Annotated in this window: 14 protein-coding genes; 3 read left to right on the top strand and 11 right to left on the bottom strand. The window is 72.1% G+C overall.

Features of this window, described 5'->3' with window-relative positions; all coding sequences use genetic code 11:
* Positions 1-127: 127 nt before the first annotated feature.
* The 5 genes from ilvC to SGA01_RS12790 form a co-directional block, all read right to left on the bottom strand.
* Positions 128-1,129, bottom strand: a complete 1,002-nt coding sequence (gene ilvC, locus SGA01_RS12810; protein WP_055641191.1) for a ketol-acid reductoisomerase — start codon at positions 1,127-1,129, stop codon at positions 128-130.
* A 119-nt stretch (positions 1,130-1,248) separates the two neighbouring features.
* On the bottom strand, positions 1,249-1,776 hold the full coding sequence (gene ilvN / locus SGA01_RS12805) for an acetolactate synthase small subunit (RefSeq protein WP_024756291.1): 528 nt from the start codon (positions 1,774-1,776) through the stop codon (positions 1,249-1,251).
* 31 nt (positions 1,777-1,807) lie between these two features.
* On the bottom strand, positions 1,808-3,652 hold the full coding sequence (locus SGA01_RS12800; protein ID WP_141296645.1) for an acetolactate synthase large subunit: 1,845 nt from the start codon (positions 3,650-3,652) through the stop codon (positions 1,808-1,810).
* Between the two features lie 228 nt (positions 3,653-3,880).
* Entirely contained in the window at positions 3,881-6,769 is a 2,889-nt protein-coding gene (locus SGA01_RS12795; RefSeq protein WP_371866024.1) for a putative bifunctional diguanylate cyclase/phosphodiesterase, read from the bottom strand.
* A gap of 441 nt (positions 6,770-7,210) precedes the next feature.
* On the bottom strand, positions 7,211-8,176 hold the full coding sequence (locus SGA01_RS12790; RefSeq protein ID WP_167534069.1) for a 2-hydroxyacid dehydrogenase: 966 nt from the start codon (positions 8,174-8,176) through the stop codon (positions 7,211-7,213).
* Positions 8,177-8,251: 75 nt separating this feature from the next.
* Between SGA01_RS12790 and SGA01_RS12785 the strand changes: the two genes are divergently transcribed.
* From SGA01_RS12785 to SGA01_RS41870, 3 genes are all read left to right on the top strand, one after another.
* Complete coding sequence (locus tag SGA01_RS12785) at positions 8,252-9,274, top strand: aldo/keto reductase (protein WP_055646007.1); 1,023 nt, start codon at positions 8,252-8,254, stop codon at positions 9,272-9,274.
* Positions 9,275-9,378: 104 nt separating this feature from the next.
* On the top strand, positions 9,379-10,539 hold the full coding sequence (locus SGA01_RS12780) for a PQQ-dependent sugar dehydrogenase (protein WP_174867294.1): 1,161 nt from the start codon (positions 9,379-9,381) through the stop codon (positions 10,537-10,539).
* A complete protein-coding gene (locus tag SGA01_RS41870; RefSeq protein ID WP_141296644.1) occupies positions 10,536-10,835 on the top strand; it encodes a DUF6191 domain-containing protein in 300 nt (99 codons plus the stop codon). Before SGA01_RS12780 ends, SGA01_RS41870 begins: the two co-directional genes overlap by 4 nt.
* On the opposite strand, the gene SGA01_RS12770 is transcribed toward SGA01_RS41870, so the two are convergent.
* The 6 genes from SGA01_RS12770 to SGA01_RS12745 form a co-directional block, all read right to left on the bottom strand.
* Positions 10,719-13,775, bottom strand: coding sequence for a helix-turn-helix transcriptional regulator (locus tag SGA01_RS12770; protein WP_141296643.1), 3,057 nt, complete (start codon positions 13,773-13,775; stop codon positions 10,719-10,721). The genes SGA01_RS41870 and SGA01_RS12770 overlap by 117 nt on opposite strands.
* A 7-nt stretch (positions 13,776-13,782) precedes the next feature.
* Positions 13,783-13,980: a hypothetical protein gene (locus tag SGA01_RS12765; protein ID WP_141296642.1), complete on the bottom strand. Its 198-nt coding sequence runs from the start codon at positions 13,978-13,980 to the stop codon at positions 13,783-13,785.
* Between the two features lie 160 nt (positions 13,981-14,140).
* On the bottom strand, positions 14,141-14,710 hold the full coding sequence (locus SGA01_RS12760) for a hypothetical protein (protein ID WP_141296641.1): 570 nt from the start codon (positions 14,708-14,710) through the stop codon (positions 14,141-14,143).
* A 35-nt stretch (positions 14,711-14,745) separates the two neighbouring features.
* On the bottom strand, positions 14,746-15,312 hold the full coding sequence (locus tag SGA01_RS12755; protein ID WP_141296640.1) for a GNAT family N-acetyltransferase: 567 nt from the start codon (positions 15,310-15,312) through the stop codon (positions 14,746-14,748).
* Positions 15,290-17,521 carry an MMPL family transporter gene (locus SGA01_RS12750; RefSeq protein WP_141296639.1) on the bottom strand — a complete coding sequence of 744 codons (2,232 nt, stop codon included), beginning with the start codon at positions 17,519-17,521 and terminating at the stop codon, positions 15,290-15,292. Before SGA01_RS12750 ends, SGA01_RS12755 begins: the two co-directional genes overlap by 23 nt.
* Before the next feature lie 197 nt (positions 17,522-17,718).
* Entirely contained in the window at positions 17,719-19,821 is a 2,103-nt protein-coding gene (locus tag SGA01_RS12745) for a phosphocholine-specific phospholipase C (RefSeq protein ID WP_141296638.1), read from the bottom strand.
* Positions 19,822-20,056 lie beyond the last annotated feature (235 nt).

The following is a 20,056-nucleotide window of genomic DNA, read 5'->3' as shown; positions in this document are numbered from 1 at the left end:
AGAAGTGTAGTGGTGCGTCGGCGCAGCTCATACGCCTCGTTGGAAGGATCACCCGTCCGTGGTTGGACGAGGTGTCCAACGACGCGGGAAGGGGCCGGACACACTGTCCGACCCCCGCCCTGAAGGCTTACGCCTCCTCGTCGTTCACCCAGCTCATGAGCTTGCGCAGCTCCTTGCCGGTGGTCTCCAGGAGGTGGTTCTCGTCCTGGGTCTTGTACTCGTTGTACTTCTTCAGGCCGCCGTGGTACTCGGCCATCCACTCCTTGGCGAAGGTGCCGTCCTGGATCTCCGCGAGGACCTTCTTCATCTCCGCCTTGGTGGCGTCGGTGATGATCCGCGGGCCGGTGACGTAGTCGCCCCACTCGGCGGTCTCGGAGACCGACCAGCGCATCTTCTCCAGGCCGCCCTCGTACATGAGGTCGACGATGAGCTTCAGCTCGTGGAGGCACTCGAAGTACGCGATCTCCGGCTGGTAGCCGGCCTCGGTCAGGGTCTCGAAGCCCGCCTTGACCAGCGCCGCGGTACCACCGCAGAGAACGGCCTGCTCACCGAACAGGTCGGTCTCGGTCTCTTCCTTGAAGGTCGTCTTGATGACGCCCGCGCGGGTGCCGCCGATGCCCTTGGCGTACGAGAGCGCCAGCGCGAAGGCGGAGCCGGTCGCGTCCTGCTCGACGGCGGCGATGCACGGAACGCCGCGGCCTTCCTCGTACTGGCGGCGGACCAGGTGGCCCGGGCCCTTCGGGGCGACCAGGGCGACGTCGATGCCCTCGGGGACCTCGATGAAGCCGTAGCGGACGTTCAGGCCGTGGCCGAAGAAGAGGGCGTCGCCCGCCTTCAGGTTGTCCTTGATGGACTCCTCGTAGACCTTGGCCTGGATCGGGTCCGGGGTCAGGATCATGATGAGGTCGGCCTCGGCCGCCGCCTCGGCGACGGAGACGACGCGCAGGCCCTGCTCCTCGGCCTTGGCCTTGGACTTGGAGCCCTCCTGGAGGCCGACGCGGACGTCGACACCGGAGTCACGGAGCGACAGCGCGTGGGCGTGGCCCTGGCTGCCGTAGCCGATCACCGCGACCTTGCGGCCCTGGATGATGGACAGGTCGGCGTCGTCGTCGTAGAACAGCTCGGCCACTGGGAATCTCCTTGAGGTGCTGATGTTGCGTCCCACCGTACGGGGGAGCGCTTGAGGGAAGCTTTGGGGTCTCGTCAGTCGGACCGCCGGATGGACCTGCGGTTGACCTCCGATGACTCTCAGGCGCTGCGGTCGAGGGCCCGCAGGGACCGGTCCGTGATGGACCGGGAACCACGCCCTATGGCGATCGTGCCGGACTGCACGAGCTCCTTGACGCCGAACTGCTCCAGCATCTTGAGCATCGCGTCGAGCTTGTCACTCGAACCGGTGGCCTCGATGGTGACCGCCTCGGGCGAGACGTCCACGGTCTTGGCACGGAACAGCTGCACGATCTCGACGATCTGGGAGCGGGTCTCGTTGTCGGCGCGGACCTTCACCAGGACGAGCTCGCGCTGGATCGCAGCGCTGGGCTCGAGTTCGACGATCTTCAGGACGTTGACCAGCTTGTTGAGCTGCTTGGTCACCTGCTCGAGGGGCAGGTCCTCGACATTGACCACGATGGTGATGCGGGAGATGTCGGGGTGCTCGGTGACACCGACGGCGAGCGAGTCGATGTTGAAGCCGCGGCGGGAGAAGAGCGCGGCGATCCGGGCGAGGATGCCGGGCGTGTTCTCGACGAGGACGGAGAGCGTGTGCTTGGTGGACATGTCTGGGTCTCTTCCTTTTCGCTCTTCGCTGTCAGTCGTCTTCGCCGTCGCCGAAGTCGGGGCGCACGCCCCGCGCGGCCATGACCTCGTCGTTCGAGGTGCCCGCGGCGACCATCGGCCAGACCTGGGCGTCCTCGTGGACGATGAAGTCGATGACGACCGGACGGTCGTTGATGGCGTTCGCCTCGGCGATGACCTTGTCCAGGTCGGCCGGGTCCTCACAGCGCAGGGCGACACAGCCCATGGCCTCGGAGAGCTTGACGAAGTCGGGGACGCGGGTGCCCTTGTTCGCCTGGACGTCGTCCGGTCCCGAGTGCAGGACGGTGTTGGAGTAGCGCTGGTTGTAGAACAGCGTCTGCCACTGGCGGACCATGCCGAGGGCGCCGTTGTTGATGATGGCGACCTTGATCGGGATGTTGTTCAGCGCGCAGGTGGTGAGTTCCTGATTGGTCATCTGGAAGCAGCCGTCGCCGTCGACCGCCCAGACCGTGCGGTCCGGCATGCCGGCCTTGGCGCCCATCGCGGCGGGGACCGCGTAGCCCATCGTCCCGAGGCCGCCGGAGTTCAGCCAGGTGGCCGGCTGCTCGTAGTCGATGAAGTGGGCGGCCCACATCTGGTGCTGGCCGACGCCCGCGGCGAAGATCGTGCCCTCGGGGGCGAGCTGCCCGATGCGCTGGATGACCTGCTGCGGTGAGAGGCTGCCGCCCTCCGGCAGGTCGTAGCCGAGCGGGTAGGTCTCGCGCCAGCGGTTCAGGTCGCTCCACCAGGCGGCGTAGTCGCCCTTGTTGCCCTCGCTGTGCTCGGCCTGGACGGCCTGGACCAGGTCGGCGATGACCTCGCGGGCGTCACCGACGATCGGGACGTCGGCGGCGCGGTTCTTGCCGATCTCGGCCGGGTCGATGTCCGCGTGGACGATCTTGGCGTACGGGGCGAAGCTGTCGAGCCTGCCGGTGACACGGTCGTCGAAGCGGGCACCGAGGGCGACGATCAGGTCGGCCTTCTGGAGCGCGGTGACTGCGGTGACCGCGCCGTGCATGCCGGGCATGCCGACGTGCAGCGGGTGGCTGTCGGGGAAGGCGCCGAGGGCCATCAGGGTGGTGGTGACCGGGGCGCCGGTGAGCTCGGCGAGGATCTTCAGCTCGCCGGTGGCGCCGGCCTTGATGACACCGCCGCCGACGTACAGGACGGGCCGCTTGGCCGCGCTGATCAGCTTGGCCGCCTCGCGGATCTGCTTGGCGTGCGGCTTGGTCACCGGACGGTAGCCGGGCAGGTCGGTCTGCGGCGGCCAGCTGAAGGTGGTCTTCGCCTGGAGCGCGTCCTTGGAGATGTCGACCAGGACCGGGCCGGGGCGGCCGGTGGAGGCGATGTGGAAGGCCTCGGCGATCGTCCGCGGGATGTCCTCGGCCTTGGTGACCAGGAAGTTGTGCTTGGTGATCGGCATCGTGATGCCGCAGATGTCCGCCTCCTGGAAGGCGTCCGTGCCGATCGCCTTCGAGGCGACCTGGCCGGTGATCGCGACGAGCGGCACGGAGTCCATGTGCGCGTCGGCGATCGGGGTGACGAGGTTGGTCGCACCGGGACCGGAGGTCGCCATACAGACGCCGACCTTGCCCGTGGCCTGCGCGTAGCCGGTCGCGGCGTGGCCCGCGCCCTGCTCGTGACGGACCAGGATGTGGCGCACCTTCTTCGAGTCCATCATCGGGTCGTACGCCGGGAGGATCGCACCGCCCGGAATGCCGAAGACCGTGTCGGCGCCGACTTCCTCGAGAGAACGGATGAGGGACTGCGCGCCCGTGACGTGCTCGACGGCGGGCTGCGCGCCGCTACGGGGCCGCGGCTGCGGATGGTGCCCGGTGGCCTGGTCGGTCATCAGCATCTCTTCTCGAAGCAGAGGGTTTTTGCGAGGTGTTTTGCGAGGGTTTACGTCGACTTGGGGGTGATCCAGTGCAACAAAAAACCCCTCGTGCCGTGAGGCAAGCGAGGGGAGCGCGTCGGATGCTTTCTCAGCCGGGCCTTCGGTGGCCCTGCTTCAGCCGACGCGCTTTCCAAGTACGAGAATTCGGGTGCGCATGGCACTGACCCTCCCTCTCCCACCTCACCACTGTCAAGTGGGTGGGACGGGCGTCTCAGTATTTGAGCGGATCGGAGGACGGTTTCCGGCCCTCACGGGGACCGCTCCGGGGAGCGGGTACTCGTCCCGTACGAGGGCCCTGCGCAGGCGGTACTCGTCGAGCGGGCCCGAGAAGGCCATGCCCTGGGCGTGACTGCAGCCCATGGCGCGCAGCGCGAGCACCTGCTCCGGTACGTCGACGCCCTCGGCGACGGTCTGGAGGCCGAGCTCGCCGGCGATACGGAGCACCCCTCGGGTGATCTTGCGGAGCCGGGCGGACTCGACCACGCCCTCGACGAGCCCTCGGTCCAGCTTCAGTATGTCGACGGGAAGCCGTCGAAGGGCGTCGATCGCCACATGTCCGCTGCCGAATCCGTCGAGCGCGATCCGCACGCCGAGGCGGCGCAGGGTCACAAGGCGCTGTTCCAGCTCGTCGAGCGAGGTCCGGGCGTCGCTGTCGGCGAGCTCGATGATCAGTGAGCCGGACGGCAGCCCGTGCCGGGTGAGCAGCGACTCGACGGAGCCGAGCGGGAGCGAGCGGTCCAGGAGGCGGCGGGCGGAGAGCCGGATGGACACGGGCGTGCGGTGGCCGATTCCCGCCCGCTCTGCGGCCTGCTCCACCGCTTCTTCGAGGAGCCAGCGGCCGAGCTCGGCGGTGCGCTCGCCGTCGTCGGTGACGCGGAGGTACTCGGCGGGGGTGAAGAGGATGCCCTGGGTCGAGCGCCAGCGCGCCTGGGCGCTGACGGCGGAGATCCGGCCGGTGGCGAGGTCGACGACCGGCTGGTGGAGCAGGGCGAACTCGCCGTCGTGGAGTGCGGTGCGCAGTCGGGCGGCCAGCTCGGTCCGCCGTACGACCTCGGCCTGCATCTGTGGCGCGTACAGCTCGACGCGGTCCTTGCCGGCTGCCTTGGCCCGGTACATGGCGAGGTCGGCGTTGCGCAGGAGGTCGCCCGCCTCCATGCCGGGCTCGGCGAAGGCGACGCCGATGGAGGCGGCGACCCGCACCTCGTTGCCGCCGTCGACGCGGTACGGCCGGGAGAGCGTGAGCCGGAGCCGGTCGGCGATCTCCTGGACCTGGGCCTCCCGGGCGTCCTGCTCGCGGCCGCCGTCGCCGAGGATGAGGGCGGCGAACTCGTCGCCGCCGAGCCGGGCGGCGGTGTCCCCGGCCCGTACGGACTCCTGGAGGCGGCGGGCGGCCTGGACGAGGAGGTCGTCGCCCGCCTGGTGGCCGAGGCGGTCGTTGACCCCCTTGAAGCCGTCGAGGTCGATGAAGAGCACGGCGGTGCCGGGGTCGGAGGACCTGCGGCCGCCGAGCGCCTGCCGGACCCGCCGGGTGAAGAGCGCCCGGTTGGGCAGGTCGGTGAGCGGGTCGTGCTCGGCGTTGTGCTGCAACTGGGCCTGGAGGCGGACCCGTTCGGTCACGTCCCGGCTGTTGAAGATGAGGCCGCCCTGGTGGCGGTTGACGGTCGACTCGACGTTGAGCCACTCTCCCCCGCTCTCGGCTTCTCCCCCAGCCTCCGGCCGGGAGGCGCCCCCGGAGGTACCCCCACGGCCCGAGCGGAAGCGGCACTCGATCCGGGTGGTGGGCTCGTCGGCGGGCGAGGCCGCGAGGAAGCGGCGCACCTCGTGGACGACGGCCCCGAGGTCCTCGGGGTGGATGAGGGAGGCGAGCTCGGAGCCGATGAGCTCGTCGGCCTCGCGTCCGTACACGCCGGCGGCGGCCGGGCTGACGTAGCGGAGGATCCCGGTCGGCGCGGCGATCATGATGACGTCGCTCGAGCCCTGCACGAGGGACCGGAAGTGGTTCTCCTTCTGGGCCAGTTCGTGGGTCAGCGCGATGTTGTCGAGGAGCATGATGCCCTGCCGGACGACGAGCGCGAGCACGACGGCGCAGCCGGTGAGGACGACGACCCGGTCGACCCTGCGGCCCTCGACGACGTTGTACAGGATGCCGAGGGTGCAGACGGCGGCGGCGAGGTACGGGGTGAGCGCGGCGAGCGAGCCCGCGACCGGACGGCTGTGCAGCCACGGCCCGCGGGCGTGGGCGGTGCTGTCGGGCAGGCGCCGCACCCCCCAGGGCGCGTACGCGAGGAGCAGGCTGCCGGCGAACCAGCCCGCGTCGAGGAGCTGGCCGGAGGCGTAGTTCTCGCGGAGCAGCGGCGAGGTGAACAGGGCGTCGCACAGGACGGTCAGGGCGAGCGCGGCGATCGCGGTGTTGGTCGCCGAGCGGTTCGCCTGGGAGCGCCGGAAGTGCAGCGCCAGGACCATGCTGACCAGGACGATGTCGAGCAGCGGGTAGGCCAGCGACAGGGCGGCCTGGGAGACGGACTCGCCCTCGAAGTGCGCCGTACGGGCGAGGGCGAGGCTCCAGGAGAGCGTGAGCAGGGAGCCGCCGATGAGCCAGGCGTCGAGCCCGAGGCAGACCCAGCCGGCCCGGGTGACGGGCTTCTTGGCCAGGACGAGGAGCCCGACGACGGCGGGCGGGGCGAAGAGCAAGAAGAAGAGATCGGCGACGGAGGAGTCCGGCACCGGCGCCCGCAGGACGACCTCGTACCACCCCCACACCGCGTTCCCCGAGGCGGCCATGAAGGAGGAGAAGGCGAAGAGCAGCCACGCGGGGCGGTCGCTGCCGCGGTGGGCGCGGGCGTAGAGGAAGCAGGAGACCGCGGCGGTGAGCGCGGCGGCGCTGAGTCCGAAGTCACCCATGAAGAGGGCCAGTTCCGGTGATCCCCAGCCGAGCGACGCCCCGGTCGTATAGCCCGCGCAGATGAGCCCCAGGGCGACTTGAGCGACGATCGAGCCGATGCCGGGACGATCGCGGCCGGGACGCCCGGAGTCGCCGCCGACACGGCTGCGCGCGATGACCGCCCCGGGCGCGCTCACCGGCCCCTCCGGCGCCGCACCGCCACACCCGGACGACTCGTGCGGGCGCGCGGGCGGCTCCTCGGCACCCCCGGGGGCGTGCCCGTCGCAGTCGTGCGGTCCGGCGGCGCGTGGCGCGCGGATCGGCTTGGCCTGGTCCGGCACCGAACGCGCGAGGCCGGCAGCGAGGCGCGGGAGGCTTGCCGGCGGCGTCGCCGCCGCGTCGGATCGTCGGTCCTCCGGCCGTGTTTCACCCGTCGCCCCCCTCGAAATCTGATGACCCGTCACTTCGCTCCCCAGCGTCAGCCCGTCATCGACGCAGTCCCCCACTCCCGGACGATACACCAGGACCGTCACTCAGGGACAGGGTCGCAGTACTCTCCGTGACTACCTGGGGGCTTGTGAGCGGCGCGCGTCGGGGGCGCACGCCGCCCGCCCCGGCCGGCCGCGTCCCCCCGGGGCTCAGCCGGTCGTGAGGAGGACGTTGGCCAGTCCCTCCCCCGCCGCGAACCGCCGCAGTTGTCCGGCGATCAGCCGCTTCGCGCGCGGCATGAACGCGGAAGTGGAACCGCCCACATGGGGACTGATCAGGACACCGGGAGCGTGCCACAAAGGATGCCCGGCCGGCAGCGGTTCCGGGTCGGTGACGTCGAGCGCCGCCGTGATCCGACCGCTCTCGACCTCCTTGAGCAGCGCGGCCGTGTCCACGACGGGCCCACGGGCGACGTTCACGAGCAGCGCCCCGTCCTTCATCCTGGCCAGGAAGCCTGCGTCGGCGAGGTGGTGGGTCGCGGGCGTGAGCGGAGTCGACAGCACGACCACGTCGGCCTCCGGAAGCAGCGCGGGCAGTTCCGCGAGGGCGTGGACCGGGCCGCGCTCCGTTGCGCGCGCGGAGCGCGCGACGCGCGCCACCCGCGCGCACTCGAACGGCGCGAGCCGGTCCTCGATGGCGGCGCCGATCGACCCGTACCCCACGATCAGCACGGACTTGTCGGCGAGCGCGGGGTAGAAGCCGGCCCGCCACTCCTCGGCGTCCTGGCCGCGCACGAACCCGGGGATGCCGCGCAGCGAGGCCAGGATCAGCGCGAGCGTGAGCTCGGCGGTGCTGGCCTCGTGCACGCCCTTGGCGTTGCAGACGGCGACCCCGGGCCGCAGGGCCGGAATGCCGGGCGTGACGTGGTCGATGCCCGCGGAGAGCGTCTGCACGACCCGGACGGAGGTCATCGCCGCCATCGGCCGTACGGCGATCTCCGACCCCTTCATGTACGGGACGACGTAGAAGGCGCAGCGCGCGGGATCGGCGGGGAAGTCCGGTCCGCCGTCCCAGAAGCGGTAGTTCAGTCCGGACTCGCCCGGTGCGGGGAGTCCTTCGATCTCGTCCGCGGGAACCGGAAGCCACACATCGGCGGTGCTGTCTTCGAATGTCATGACCGGGAGGCTATGCGAAGAATCCCGTGCGTCATTGGTTACTTTGGGGGACGGCACAGGGAGGGGTACCGGCAGGTGGAGCGCAGGACTATCGGGGCGACGGCGCTCGACGTGGGTGCGATCGGCCTGGGGTGCATGCCGATGAACTGGGCGTACAACCGTTCGCAGCAACGGGGTGACCGCTCACTGCGGACCGTGCACGCGGCACTTGACGCCGGCATGAGCCTGCTCGACACCGCCGACATGTACGGGCCGTTCACCAACGAGCTGTTGTTGGGGCGGGTGTTGAAGGAGAGACGGGCGGATGCGTTCGTCTCGACGAAGTGCGGACTGCTCGTCGGCGACGGCGGCGAGCGCCGGCACGTGGTCGCCAACGGCAGGCCGGGGTACGTGCGTCGGGCCTGTGACGCCTCGCTGCGGCGGCTCCAGACCGATGTGATCGACCTCTACCAGCTGCACCGCGCGGACCCCGAGGTGCCGGTCGAGGAGACCTGGGGCGCGATGGCCGAGCTGGTGTCGGCGGGCAAGGTCCGGGCGCTCGGGCTGTGCGCGGTCGGCGCCCGGTCGGCCCGCAGGGGCGCGACCGGGACCGCGAGGGACGGCTATGAGGGAACGATCCGCCAACTGGAGCGGATCCAGCAGGTCTTCCCGGTGGCGGCGGTCGAGGCCGAGCTGTCGGTGTGGTCGCCGGAGGCGCTGGTCCGGCTGCTGCCGTGGTGCGCGGCGCGCGGGGTGGGCTTCCTGGCGGCGATGCCGCTGGGGAACGGTTTCCTCACCGGAACGCTGACCCCGGGCGGCGGCTTCGAGCCGGACGATCCGCGTGCCAGGCACCCCCGGTTCACGGCCGAGATGATGGCGGCGAACCAGCCGCTCGTGGCGGGGCTGCGGCGGGTCGCCGCGCGGCACGGGGCGGATGTCACCCCGGCGCAGGTCGCGTTGGCGTGGGTGCTCGGCCGCGGGCCGCACGTCGTGCCGGTGCCGGGTGCGAAGCGGGAGCGGTGGGTCGAGGAGAACGCGCGGGCGGCCGGGCTGCGGCTGACGGCGGGGGATCTCGCGGAGATCGCGGCGCTGCCGGCGCCCCGGGGGTCGTGGGACTGAGCGGCGCGCGGGAATCGGTGTCCGTGGGCGGGAACCCGATCGGGTCGAGCGGTGTATGAAGAGTGAAGGGATGCCGCTCGACTCGTCGAAGGGGACCGTTGACCATGAGCCGTCCTGTTGTGCTGAAGGCCCTGTGGGGCGCCGCCGTGCTGGTGCTCGTCGCGGGCTGCTCCTCGGGGGATTCCTCGGGCGGTTCCGGGGAGCGTCCGGGTACGGCTCCGCCCGCGTCGGTATCGGCTTCGGCGTCGGCCTCGGCCTCCGCCTCCACCTCGGCTTCCGGGGCCGCGTCCCCGGGCGCGCGGGTGTCGGTGGCGGGCACGCTCACCGAGGGCCTGAAGTCTCCCTGGGGCCTGGCCCAGCTGCCGGGAGGCGATCTGCTGGTCTCCTCGCGGGACGAGCGGACGATCACCCGGGTCGACGGGAGAAGCGGCGCGAAGACCCCGCTCGGCGAGGTGCCGGGGGTGGTGCCGGACGGTGAGGGCGGGCTCATGGGGCTCGCCGTCCGCGACGGCTGGGTCTACGCCTACCTGACGGCCGCCTCGGACAACCGCATCGTGCGCATGCGGTACGGCGGCGGGGACGGCGACCGGCTCGGGGCGCCGGAGCCGGTGCTGACCGGCATCCCGAAGGGGACCGTGCACAACGGCGGACGGATCGCGTTCGGGCCGGACGGGATGCTGTACGCGGGCACGGGCGAGACGGGCGTGACCGGTCTCGCCCAGGACCGGGCCTCGCTCGGCGGGAAGATCCTGCGGATGACCCCGGAGGGCAGACCCGCGCCGGGCAACCCCTTCCCCGACTCGGTGGTCTACACGTACGGACACCGCAATGTGCAGGGGATCGCCTGGGACGCGGACGGGCGGCTGTGGGCAGCCGAGTTCGGGCAGAACACCTGGGACGAGCTGAATCTGATCGAGCCGGGGAAGAACTACGGCTGGCCGGAGGCCGAGGGGCAGGCGGGCCGGGAGGGCTTCGTGGACCCGGTGGCCCAGTGGCCGACCTCGGAGGCCTCCCCCAGCGGCATCGCCTACGCGCGGGGCGCGATCTGGATGGCCGCGCTCAGGGGCGAGCGACTGTGGCGCGTACCGCTCTCCGGCACGGAACGCTCAGGGGACCCCGAGGCGTTCCTGTCAGGTGAGTACGGACGTCTGCGCACGGTCCTGGCCGGGGGCGACGGCCGGCTCTGGCTGGTGAGCAGCGAGACGGACACCCGGGGCACGCCCGAGCCCGGGGACGACAGGATCCTCCGGCTGGAGGTGAGGTGAGGGAGGCGGTGACCGTGTTCGATCCGATCGCGGAGCTCTTCGCGCCGGGACGCCGGCACGCCGAGGAGGAACTGCGGCGGCAGGCCCTCACCCGGGAGGACCCGGGAGACGGGGACCCGGGGCGCGGCCCGATAGACCTCACCTCGGGCCGCGTGACGATACGGATCCCCGGGCCGGGGTCAGAGGGTCGTGTCGAGGAGGTGGAGGCGGTGGGCGAGGGCGGCGGCCTCTCCCCGGCCGGCGACGCCGAGCTTGGCGAGGATGTTGGAGACGTGGACGCTCGCCGTCTTCGGTGAGATGAAGAGCTCCTCCGCGATCTGCCGGTTGGTGCGGCCGGCCGCGACCAGGCGCAGGACGTCCTGCTCGCGCGGGGTCAGGCCGAAGCCGTCGTCGCCGGGCTCCGCGGGCGCCGGGAGCTGCTTCTCGGGCGCCAGGGAGAGGCGGGCGCGGGCGGCGAGCAGTTCCACGTCCTCGCGGAGCGGGCGGTCCCCGAGGCGGACGGCGGTGGCGTGGGCCTCGCGGAGCAGGGCCGTGGCCTCCTCCCGGTGGCCGCCCTCGACGAGCAGGGCGTCGGCGAGGCGGTGGTGGGCGCGGGCCAGCTGGGCGGGGCGGTCCAGCGACTCGTAGGCGGTGACGACCTCGGCCCAGCGGGTGGCGGACTCGCGGCCCTCGGCCCGGGCCAGCTCCTGGGAGACCTGGAGGGAGTGCGCGGCCCAGACGGGGGCCGGGGCGGCGAGGGCGCGGACGCAGCGGCGGATCAGGGCGAGGGCCTCGTCGCGGCCCTCGTCGGCGGCGGGCAGTCCCCGGCTGTCGGCCTCCGCGGCGGCGGCGGTGAGGACGAGCGGCCAGCCGTAGCGGTGGGTGCCGGGCGGGAAGCCGCCCTCGGCGGCGGTCGCGAGCTGGGCCCTGACGTCCTGGACGCGGCCCTCGGCGGCGGCCACGGCGATCGCGACCTGGGCCATGGGCAGGGTGTACTGCGGGATCGGGTCGCGGGAGCCGTAGACGGCGCGGGCGTCGGCGAGGTGGCGGCCGGCCGCGTCGAGGTCGCCGCGCGCGACGGCGAGCTGGGCGAGCCGGAGGGAGGCCGAGCCGCGGGGCTTGATGCTGTTCGCCGAGTGCTGGAGCCGCTCGGCGGCCTCCCGGGCCTCGTCCCAGCGGCCGAGGGAGAAGAGGGACTCGGCGCGGTTGGCCTCGATCCAGCCGACGCTGCCGACGAGTCCGTACGAGCGGGTGAGGCGGATGCCGGCGTCGGCGACCTCGACGGCCTCCCGGGAGCGGCCGAGGGCTTCGAGGGAGGAGGAGATGTTGATGTGGGCGCGCGAGGCCTCGCTGAACTGGCCGAGGGCCGTGGTCCGTTCCCGTACCTCGTGCATCTCGGCGAGACCGGCCTCGACGTCCCCGGCGGCGGTCATGATGGTGCCGAGGGTGAGGCGGGCGTTGAGTTCGATCGACTCGGCCTTGACGTGCCGGGCGTACTCGACGGCGCGCTCGGCGGCGGCGAGGGCCTCGGGGCCGGGGTTGCGGAGCATTCCCCAGCCGGCGGCGCCGACGAGGACGACCGCGTGGACGGCGGACGGCGGGAGGCCCTTGACGAGTTCCTGGGCGCGGGCGATCTCCTCCGAACCGTCGCCGCGGCCGAGGTTGGACTGGAGGCGGGCCTTCTCGCTCCAGAACCAGGCGGCGCGCAGGGGGTCGTGCACGTCCTCGCCGTCGAGGAGGCGGAGCGCCATCCGGCCGATCTTCAGGGCGCGTTCGTGTTCGCCGCTGAGCCGGGCGGCGACGGCGGCCTCGGCGAGGAGGTCGAGGTAGCTGAGCGGGGTCGTCTCGGGGTCGCAGCCGCACGGCGGGTAGGCCTCGGCGTAGTCCATGGGCCGGAGCCCGCGGCGGATCTCGGCGGGAGCCTCGTCCCAGAGCTCCATGGCCCGCTCCAGGAGCCGGAGCTGCTCGGCGTACGCGTGGCGCTTGCGGGTGGCTACGGAGGCGCGGAGGACGGCCGGCAGGGCCTGGGCCGGGTCGTGGGCGTGGTACCAGTACGTGGCGAGGCGGGTGGCCCGCTCGTCGGGCCGGACGAGCGAGGGGTCGGTCTCCAGGGCCTCGGCGTAGCGCCGGTTGAGGCGGGAGCGTTCGCCGGGGAGCAGGTCGTCGCTGACGGCCTCGCGGACGAGGGAGTGGCGGAAGCGGTAGCCCTCGCCGTCGGGGACGGCGAGCAGGATGTTGGCGCCGACGCAGGCCCGCAGCGCCTCGATGAGCTCGTCCTCGGTGAGCCGGGCGACGGCGGCGAGCAGGCCGTACTCGACGGTGGAGCCGCCCTCGGCGACGATCCTGGCGACCCGCTGGGCGTCCTCGGTGAGCGCCTCGACCCGCACGAGCAGAAGATCGCGCAGGGAGTCGCTGAGCTGGCCGAGAGCGCAGCCGGCCTCGTGGGAGACGACCAGCTCCTCGACGAAGAAGGCGTTGCCGTCGGAGCGTTCGAAGACCTCCTCGACGAGCCCGGGGGCGGGTTCGGCGGCGAGGATGCCGGTGAGCTGTCGGTGCACCTCGGTGCGGGTGAAGCGGGAGAGCTCGATGCGGCGGATGGTGCGGAGCCGGTCGAGTTCGGCGAGGAGGGGGCGCAGCGGGTGGCGGCGGTGGATGTCGTCGGCGCGGTAGCTGGCGACGACCACGATCCGGCCGCGGCGGAGGGTGCGGAGGAGGTACGTGAGCAGGTGCCGGGTGGAGGTGTCGGCCCAGTGCAGGTCTTCGAGGACGAGCACGATCGTGCGGTCGGCGGCGAGCCGCTCCAGGAGCCGCACGGTGAGTTCGAAGAGGCGGGCGGTGGCGTCCTCGTCGGAGGGCTCGTGGCTGCCGGGGTCGCCGAGCTCGGGCAGCAGTCGGGCGAGCTCGCCCTCCTGGCCGTCGGCGGCGGCGGTCAGTTCGTCGGGCAGCTTGCGGCGGAGTGAGCGCAGGGCGGTGGCGAAGGGCGCGAAGGGCAGACCGTCGGCGCCGAGTTCCACGCAGCCGCCGAGGGCGACGACGGCGCCCCGGTCGCAGGCCGTGTCGAGGAACTCCTCGATGAGGCGGGTCTTGCCGACCCCCGCCTCACCGCCGACGAGCAGCGCCTGGGGCTCTCCCGCGGTCGCGCGGGAGAGCGCCTCGGTGAGGGCGGTGAGTTCGCCGGCGCGGCCGACGAAGACGGGGCTGACTGACCTGGTCTCCACGGCGCCGAGCATCGCACAACCATCCGTACGGTCGCTCATACGGGGGTCACGCGGCCCGGACGAAGTGGCCGCGGTCGCCGTCGGTCACCCGCCCCTCCGGGCCGTGGCCGCCGTGGCGGCGACCGAAGAGGCGCAGACCCCGGGTGGCCCCGGCGGCCTCGGCGACCTCGTGGGTCAGGCGCTGGGCGGCCGCCTCACGGACGAGCTGGGCGTGGTTCATGTGGTGGAGTTCGTACTCGAACATCGGGTGCTCCCTGGTGGCTTCGGGTTTCGGTATCGCTCCTTGCGATGCCTCTACTCTCGTTTCCCAGGGGGTCCCGTCACATCGGGCGAGTGCCGCATGTTCGGGGTACGGGGGGCCTTAGGCGGACCTCAGGGGGTCCTTAGACCGGCTGAGTACCCCCTCAGGAGCCGGTGGTGGGCAGGCTCAGGAAGAGGTCGAAGTAGGTACCGACCGACAGGAGCAGCCCGAGGCCACCGAGGACGGCGCCGCCGAGGGCGACCGCCCGGACCCAGACGGGGCGGTCGGGACGGGCGAGGACCAGGACGAGGACGGCGGTGACGAGCGCGAGCAGCGCGAAGACGCCGTTGACCAGGGCGGTGCTGTGCCAGGCGTCGCCGTAGATCTCGGAGATCTGCTGGGCAGGAGGGGCGGACTGGCTGCTGATCTGCCCCATGAGCGTCTCGCGCTCGGAGACGACCTTGCCCGTCCACGTGCCGGTGAGCGCGACGGCGCCGAGGGCGGCGGAGACGACGGCCGCGCCGCCGGCGCCGACGCCGGTGGACGTCTCGGCCGCGAGCTCGTCGTCGTCCAGGGAGTCGTCGTCCGAGGCGTCGTCCGCCGGCTCGGCCGGCTCGGCCTGGGCGTCCCGCTCCACGGTGGCCTCGGTGGCCGCCTCGACCTCCGAGGAGCCCTCGGTCTTCGGCTCGGGCGCCGTCTCTACGGTCTTCTCGTCGGTCTTCGTGATGTCCATGCGGCGCACGCTAGGCGCCGTACATGAGAACGGCCTTAAGAAACCGGCCGCTCTTTCGCCGCGCGCCACTCGGGGGCGAGGACGGCCCAGACCTCGGTGTCGGCGCGGGTGCCGCGGTGCGGGTAGTTCTCGCGCAGCAGACCCTCCTTCGTCATGCCGAGGCGGCGGGCGACGGCGATGCTCGGCTCGTTCTTCGAGGAGGCGTGCCACTCCACGCGGTGGATGCCGCGCTCCTCGATCGCCCAGTCGATGATGACCCGGCAGGCCCGGGTGATCAGGCCCTTCCCGGCGGCGGAGGGCTCCAGCCAGCAGCCGGCCTCGGCGGTCCCGTACGCCACGTCCATGGTCCGGAAGAGGACGCCGCCGACGAGCGTGCCCCCGGTCCAGATGCCGTAGATGCGTCCGGCGTCGTTCGCGGCCTTCTCGGCGTACGAGCGGAGGAAGGAGCGGGCGGAGTCGAGGTCCGCGACGAAGTCCGGGAGCGCGATGTGCTCTCCGACGAACTCCCGGCCCCGGTCCATGTGGGCGAGGAACTCCTCGGCCTGCCAGGGCTCCAGGGGCCGCAGCTCGGCGCCGTCGTCACCCAGCGATATCGCGAACATCGTCTTCCTCCTCGACCGCCGTCACACGTTGCCCTGGGATCTTCGCACGGGCGTCCGCGGCGGCACGGGACTCGGGCGGTTCGATGCTGATCCGGGGCAGGATCCGGTCGAGGCTCTTCGGCAGCCACCAGTTCGCGCCGCCGAGCATGTGCATGAGGGCGGGGACGAGGAGGGTGCGCAGCACGAAGGCGTCGAGGGCGACGGCCGCGGCGAGCGCGATGCCGAACATCGCGATGACCCGGTCGCCGGAGAGGACGAAGGCGAGGAAGACCGCGATCATGATGACGGCCGCGGAGTTGATCACCCGGCTGGTCTCGGCGAGGCCGACCCGGACCGCCCGCCGGTTGTCACCGGTCTCCAGCCACTCCTCGTACATCCGGCTGACCAGGAAGACCTGGTAGTCCATGGAGAGCCCGAAGAGGACCGAGACCATGATCACCGGGAGGAAGGGTTCGATCGGCCCGGCGCTGCCGAGGCCGAGGAGCTCGCTCCCCCAGCCCCACTGGAAGATCGCCACGACGACGCCGAAGGCACCGGCGACGGCCGCGATGTTCATGACGGCGGCCTTGAGCGGGATGCCGATGGAGCGGAAGGCGAGCAGGAGCAGCAGACAGCCGAGCGCGATGACGACGCCGACGAAGAGCGGCAGCTTGCCGATGATGATCTCGGCGAAGTCGTCGTACGAGGCGGTGACGCCGCCCACGTGCACGTCGAGCGAGGTGCCGCTCTCGGCCGCCGGGAGGACGTCCGTGCGGAGCCGGTCGACGAGGTCGCTGGTGGCCTTGGACTGGGGCGAGGAGTCGGGGACGACGGTGAGGACGGCGGTGTCGCCGGAGCTGTTGTACGTGACCGGGGAGACGGACGCGACGCCCTTGGTGGCGGACAGGGCGGCCGGCAGCTGGTCGAGGGCGACCCGGTCGTCGGCGCCGTCGAGCCCGGCGACGAGGGTGAGGGGCCCGTTGACGCCGGGGCCGAAGCCCTCGGCGACCAGGTCGTACGCCTGCCGCGTGGTCGCGGTGGCCGGGCCGTTGCCCTGGTCGGAGGTGCCCAGGTGGAGCGAGAGGGTGGGCAGCGCGAGGACGCCCATGACGACGGCGGCCACGGCTCCGAGGAGCTTGGGGTGGCGCTCGACGAAGGCGGACCAGCGGGCGGCGAAGCCGGTGGGGAGCTCGGGCTGCGGCCCGCGCTCGGCGAGCGTCCGGCGTTCGCGCCGGGACAGCGCCCGCATGCCGATGAGGGAGAGCAGCGCCGGCAGGAGGGTGACGGAGGCCGCCACCGTGAGGACGACGGTGAGGGAGGCGGCGATGGCGACGCCGTTGAGGAAGCTGAGCCGCAGGATCAGCATGCCGAGCAGCGCGATGCAGACGGTGGCGCCGGCGAAGACGACGGCGCGGCCGGTGGTGGCGACGGCGGTCTCGGCGGCCTCGGCGACGGAGAGCCCGCGTTTCAGGCCTCTGCGGTGCCGGGTCACGATGAAGAGCGCGTAGTCGATGCCGACGCCGAGGCCGACGAGCATGCCCAGCATGGGCGCGAAGTCGGCGACGGTCATCAGGTGGCCGAGCAGGACGATCCCGGAGTACGCGATGCCGACGCTGACCAGCGCGGTCGCGATGGGGAGCACGGACGCGGCGAGGGAGCCGAAGGCGAGGAAGAGGACGACGGCCGCGACGGCGACGCCGACGACCTCGGCGATGTGGCCGCCGGGGGCCTCGGTGAGGGCGACGGCGGTGCCGCCGAGCTCGACCTGGAGGTCGTCGGAGGCGGCGGCCTTCGCGGTGTCGACGAGGGCCTGGGCCTGGGCCTCGGGGATGTCGTCGGCCTGCGCGTCGAAGGTGACGGTGGCGTAGGCGGTGTGCCCGTCCTCGCTGATCTGGCCGGCCGTGTCCCCGTACGGGGAGGTGACGGCGGCGATCCCGGGGAGCTCGGCGGTCTTGTCGAGCATCGCGGTCATGCGCTGCTCGACGGCGTCGGCGCGGACGCTGCCCTGCTCGGTGTGCCAGACGATGGTGTCGCTGTCGCCGCCGAGGCCGTGGAAGCCGCGCTCGAGCAGGGCGGTGGCCCGGCCCGATTCGGTGCCGGGGACCTCGTAGTCGTTGGAGTACGCGCTGCCGGCGAGAACCGCGCCGGTGCCGACCCCGCCGAGCGCGAGAAGCCAGAGGAGGACGACGACGAGACGGTGCCGGATGCACCATCGGGCGATGGCTGCCAAAGGACGAGCTCCCTGGGTGGTTCGTGGATCTTGCACGGGAGCGGCCCGAGAAGAACGCATGACCTAATTGCGCCCACTCTTACAGCCAAACGTGATCGTTTGTCCCTTTCGTGTCGATGCTCACAGCCGTGTGCGGGGGGTCGGGACCGAGGTCCCTGCCCCCGCACACGGAGGGGAGCCGTCCGGAGACGGTGGGGTCATCCGGAGACGCTGGGGCGCCCGTTCTCGATGTGGCCCATGAGGCGGCGGCGGAAGCCACCGGAGGCGGTGACCTCGATGTCGTACCAGCCGTGCGCGTCGGCGGCCGAGTGCACGACCGTACGGGTCTTCCCGGGCTTCACCGTGACCGTGCGGGTCCAGTCGGCGAGGTCGCGCTCGTCGACGTACCCGAGCGGCCGGACGGTGAAGGCGAGCGGGGCCGTGCCCGTGTTCCGCACGGTGAGGTGCAGGTCACGGTCGTGGTGGTCGAGGCGCGTGGCGAGCTCGGCGCCGCCGGCCGCGGGGCCCTCGAACTCGCGGCGGAAGCCGTTCGGGCCGGTGATCGTGAAGCGGTAATGATCACCCGTAACGGGGACGGTCCACTCCCCCGTCCCCCTGACGTCCCGGTGCTGCGGGACGGCGAACTCGCCCGCGTACGGATAGAGGGCGAAGTGCGCGCTCGCCCTGCCGGTGTTGCGCAGGGCCACGGTCACGGCCCCGGGTGCGACGGTCGCGGAGGCGTCCGGCTGGTACGGCAGGGGGCGGGCCGGACGGGCGCCGGGCTCCTGGACGGGCATCTGCTGGACGGCCGGGGGCTGGGGCCGCCAGCGGCCGGTGAAGGGCGGGATCGGGCCGGGCTGCTCGACGGGCGGCTGCCGGCGGCCGCGCTTGAAGTCGAAGGCGGAGGTGAGGTCGCCGGTGACGGCCCGGCGCCAGGGCGTGATGTTGGGCTCGGCGATGCCGGTCAGCTTCTCCAGGAAGCGGATCACCGAGGTGTGGTCGAAGGTCTCGGAGCAGACGTAGCCGCCGACGGACCAGGGGGAGACGACGAGCAGCGGGACGCGGATGCCGAGCCCGGTGGGCTGGCCCTTCCAGCGCTCGTCCGTGTTCTCGGCGGGCGGGACCGGCGGCGGCACGTGGTCGAAGAAGCCGTCGTTCTCGTCGTAGTTGATCAGTACGACGGTGTGGCGCCAGACGTCCGGGTGCGAGCCGAGGGCGTCGAGCACCTTGTAGACGAGGCTCGCGGAGGCGATCGGCGAGGAGGAGCCGGGGTGCTCCGAGTCGATCGCGGAGGGCACGAGGTAGGAGACCTCGGGGAGCGTGCCGGCGGCGATGTCGGCGCGGAAGGCGTCGGCGAGGGTGCCGCTCTCGACCCGGCGCAGCCCGCGCTCGAAGAGGGAGCGCTCGGCCTCGGTGAGAGCGGCGACGCCCTCCTCCAGGAGCCCGAGGAGGCGGGTCCGCTCGGCGAGGTCCTCGGTGTCGCGGACCGCGGCGTAGAAGGACTCCATGAAGGTGTGCCCGCCGGTGTGCGCGAGCGCCTTCCGGGCGATCTTCTTGAAGGTGGTGAAGAACTCGATGTTGTTGTCGGTGAAGTTCTCCCACTCCGTGTACGTCTTCCAGCTCCGCCCGGCGGCTTCGAGCCGCTCGGCGTAGGTGGGCCAGCCATAGCCGGGGTGGGTGCCCTCGGCGTAGGCGGCGTTGGTGACGGCGCGGGTGCCGTCGGCCTCGAAGCCGGTCCAGCCGGACCAGAGGTGGTTGCGGTTCGGGCTCGTCGAGGTGTGGATGGACGAGTGGTACGCGTCGCAGATGGTGAAGGTGTCGGCGAGCTCGTAGTGCAGGGGGATGTCGCGCCGGTCGTAGTACGCCATGGTGGCGGCGGTCTTGGCCGAGACCCAGCCGTCCATCCAGCCGCCGCGCCAGGCCTTGCCGCCGCCGCTCCAGGAGTGGTCGAGGTCGCCGATGTACTGGAGGTCCTTCTGCTGCGTCTCGGCGGCGCCGCGGATCGGGAACGGCAGCACGGTCCTGCCGAGCGCGGCGGGCTGCTCGAACACCGGCTTGCCGGAGGGCAGCTCGATGGCGTTGCGGTCACCGAATCCGCGGACACCCCGAAGGGTCCCGAAGTAGTGGTCGAAGGAACGGTTCTCCTGCATGAGGACGACCACGTGCCGCACCGCCCCCATCCCGCCGGCCGGGGGCTCCGCGGCCATCGCGGCCTGCAGGGACGGCGGCAACAACGAGCCGGCCGCGGCGACACCGAGGGCGCCGCCGCCCAGCGCGAGGAGCCTTCTGCGGGACAGCTCGGGGGACTTCTCGGATGACAAGACCGACCTCCAGTCGACGGCCAATGGTTCGCCTTCGAGCCATTGGTGGTACGACGGGGACGGTAGTGAGGCGGGGTGACACAGAGAAGACCCGGCGGGGACGCGGTGGTGAACGTCCATCAGGTCGTCACGGAAGTCCAAGTGCTCAGGTGTGGGGCGCCGAATCGCGGGCCGACGGCCCGGCGGACCCTTCACGGACGAAGGGCGGTACCGCCGTCTCGCGACAGCCGTACCG

Source organism: Streptomyces gardneri (genome assembly GCF_006539185.1).
Lineage (GTDB): Bacteria > Actinomycetota > Actinomycetes > Streptomycetales > Streptomycetaceae > Streptomyces > Streptomyces gardneri.
Note: the sequence above shows the minus strand (reverse complement) of the source record. Positions and strands in the feature narration are given on the sequence as shown.

Excerpts from the sequence above, each read along its gene's own strand:
- SGA01_RS12765 (WP_141296642.1), bottom strand. The coding sequence starts at position 13,980 with ATGTTCGAGTACGAACTCCACCACATGAACCACGCCCAGCTCGTCCGT.
- SGA01_RS12790 (WP_167534069.1), bottom strand. The coding sequence starts at position 8,176 with ATGACATTCGAAGACAGCACCGCCGATGTGTGGCTTCCGGTTCCCGCG.
- SGA01_RS12760 (WP_141296641.1), bottom strand. The coding sequence starts at position 14,710 with ATGGACATCACGAAGACCGACGAGAAGACCGTAGAGACGGCGCCCGAG.
- SGA01_RS12755 (WP_141296640.1), bottom strand. The coding sequence starts at position 15,312 with ATGTTCGCGATATCGCTGGGTGACGACGGCGCCGAGCTGCGGCCCCTG.
- SGA01_RS12800 (WP_141296645.1), bottom strand. The coding sequence starts at position 3,652 with ATGCTGATGACCGACCAGGCCACCGGGCACCATCCGCAGCCGCGGCCC.
- SGA01_RS12780 (WP_174867294.1), top strand. The coding sequence starts at position 9,379 with ATGAGCCGTCCTGTTGTGCTGAAGGCCCTGTGGGGCGCCGCCGTGCTG.
- ilvN (WP_024756291.1), bottom strand. The coding sequence starts at position 1,776 with ATGTCCACCAAGCACACGCTCTCCGTCCTCGTCGAGAACACGCCCGGC.
- SGA01_RS12770 (WP_141296643.1), bottom strand. The coding sequence starts at position 13,775 with ATGAGCGACCGTACGGATGGTTGTGCGATGCTCGGCGCCGTGGAGACC.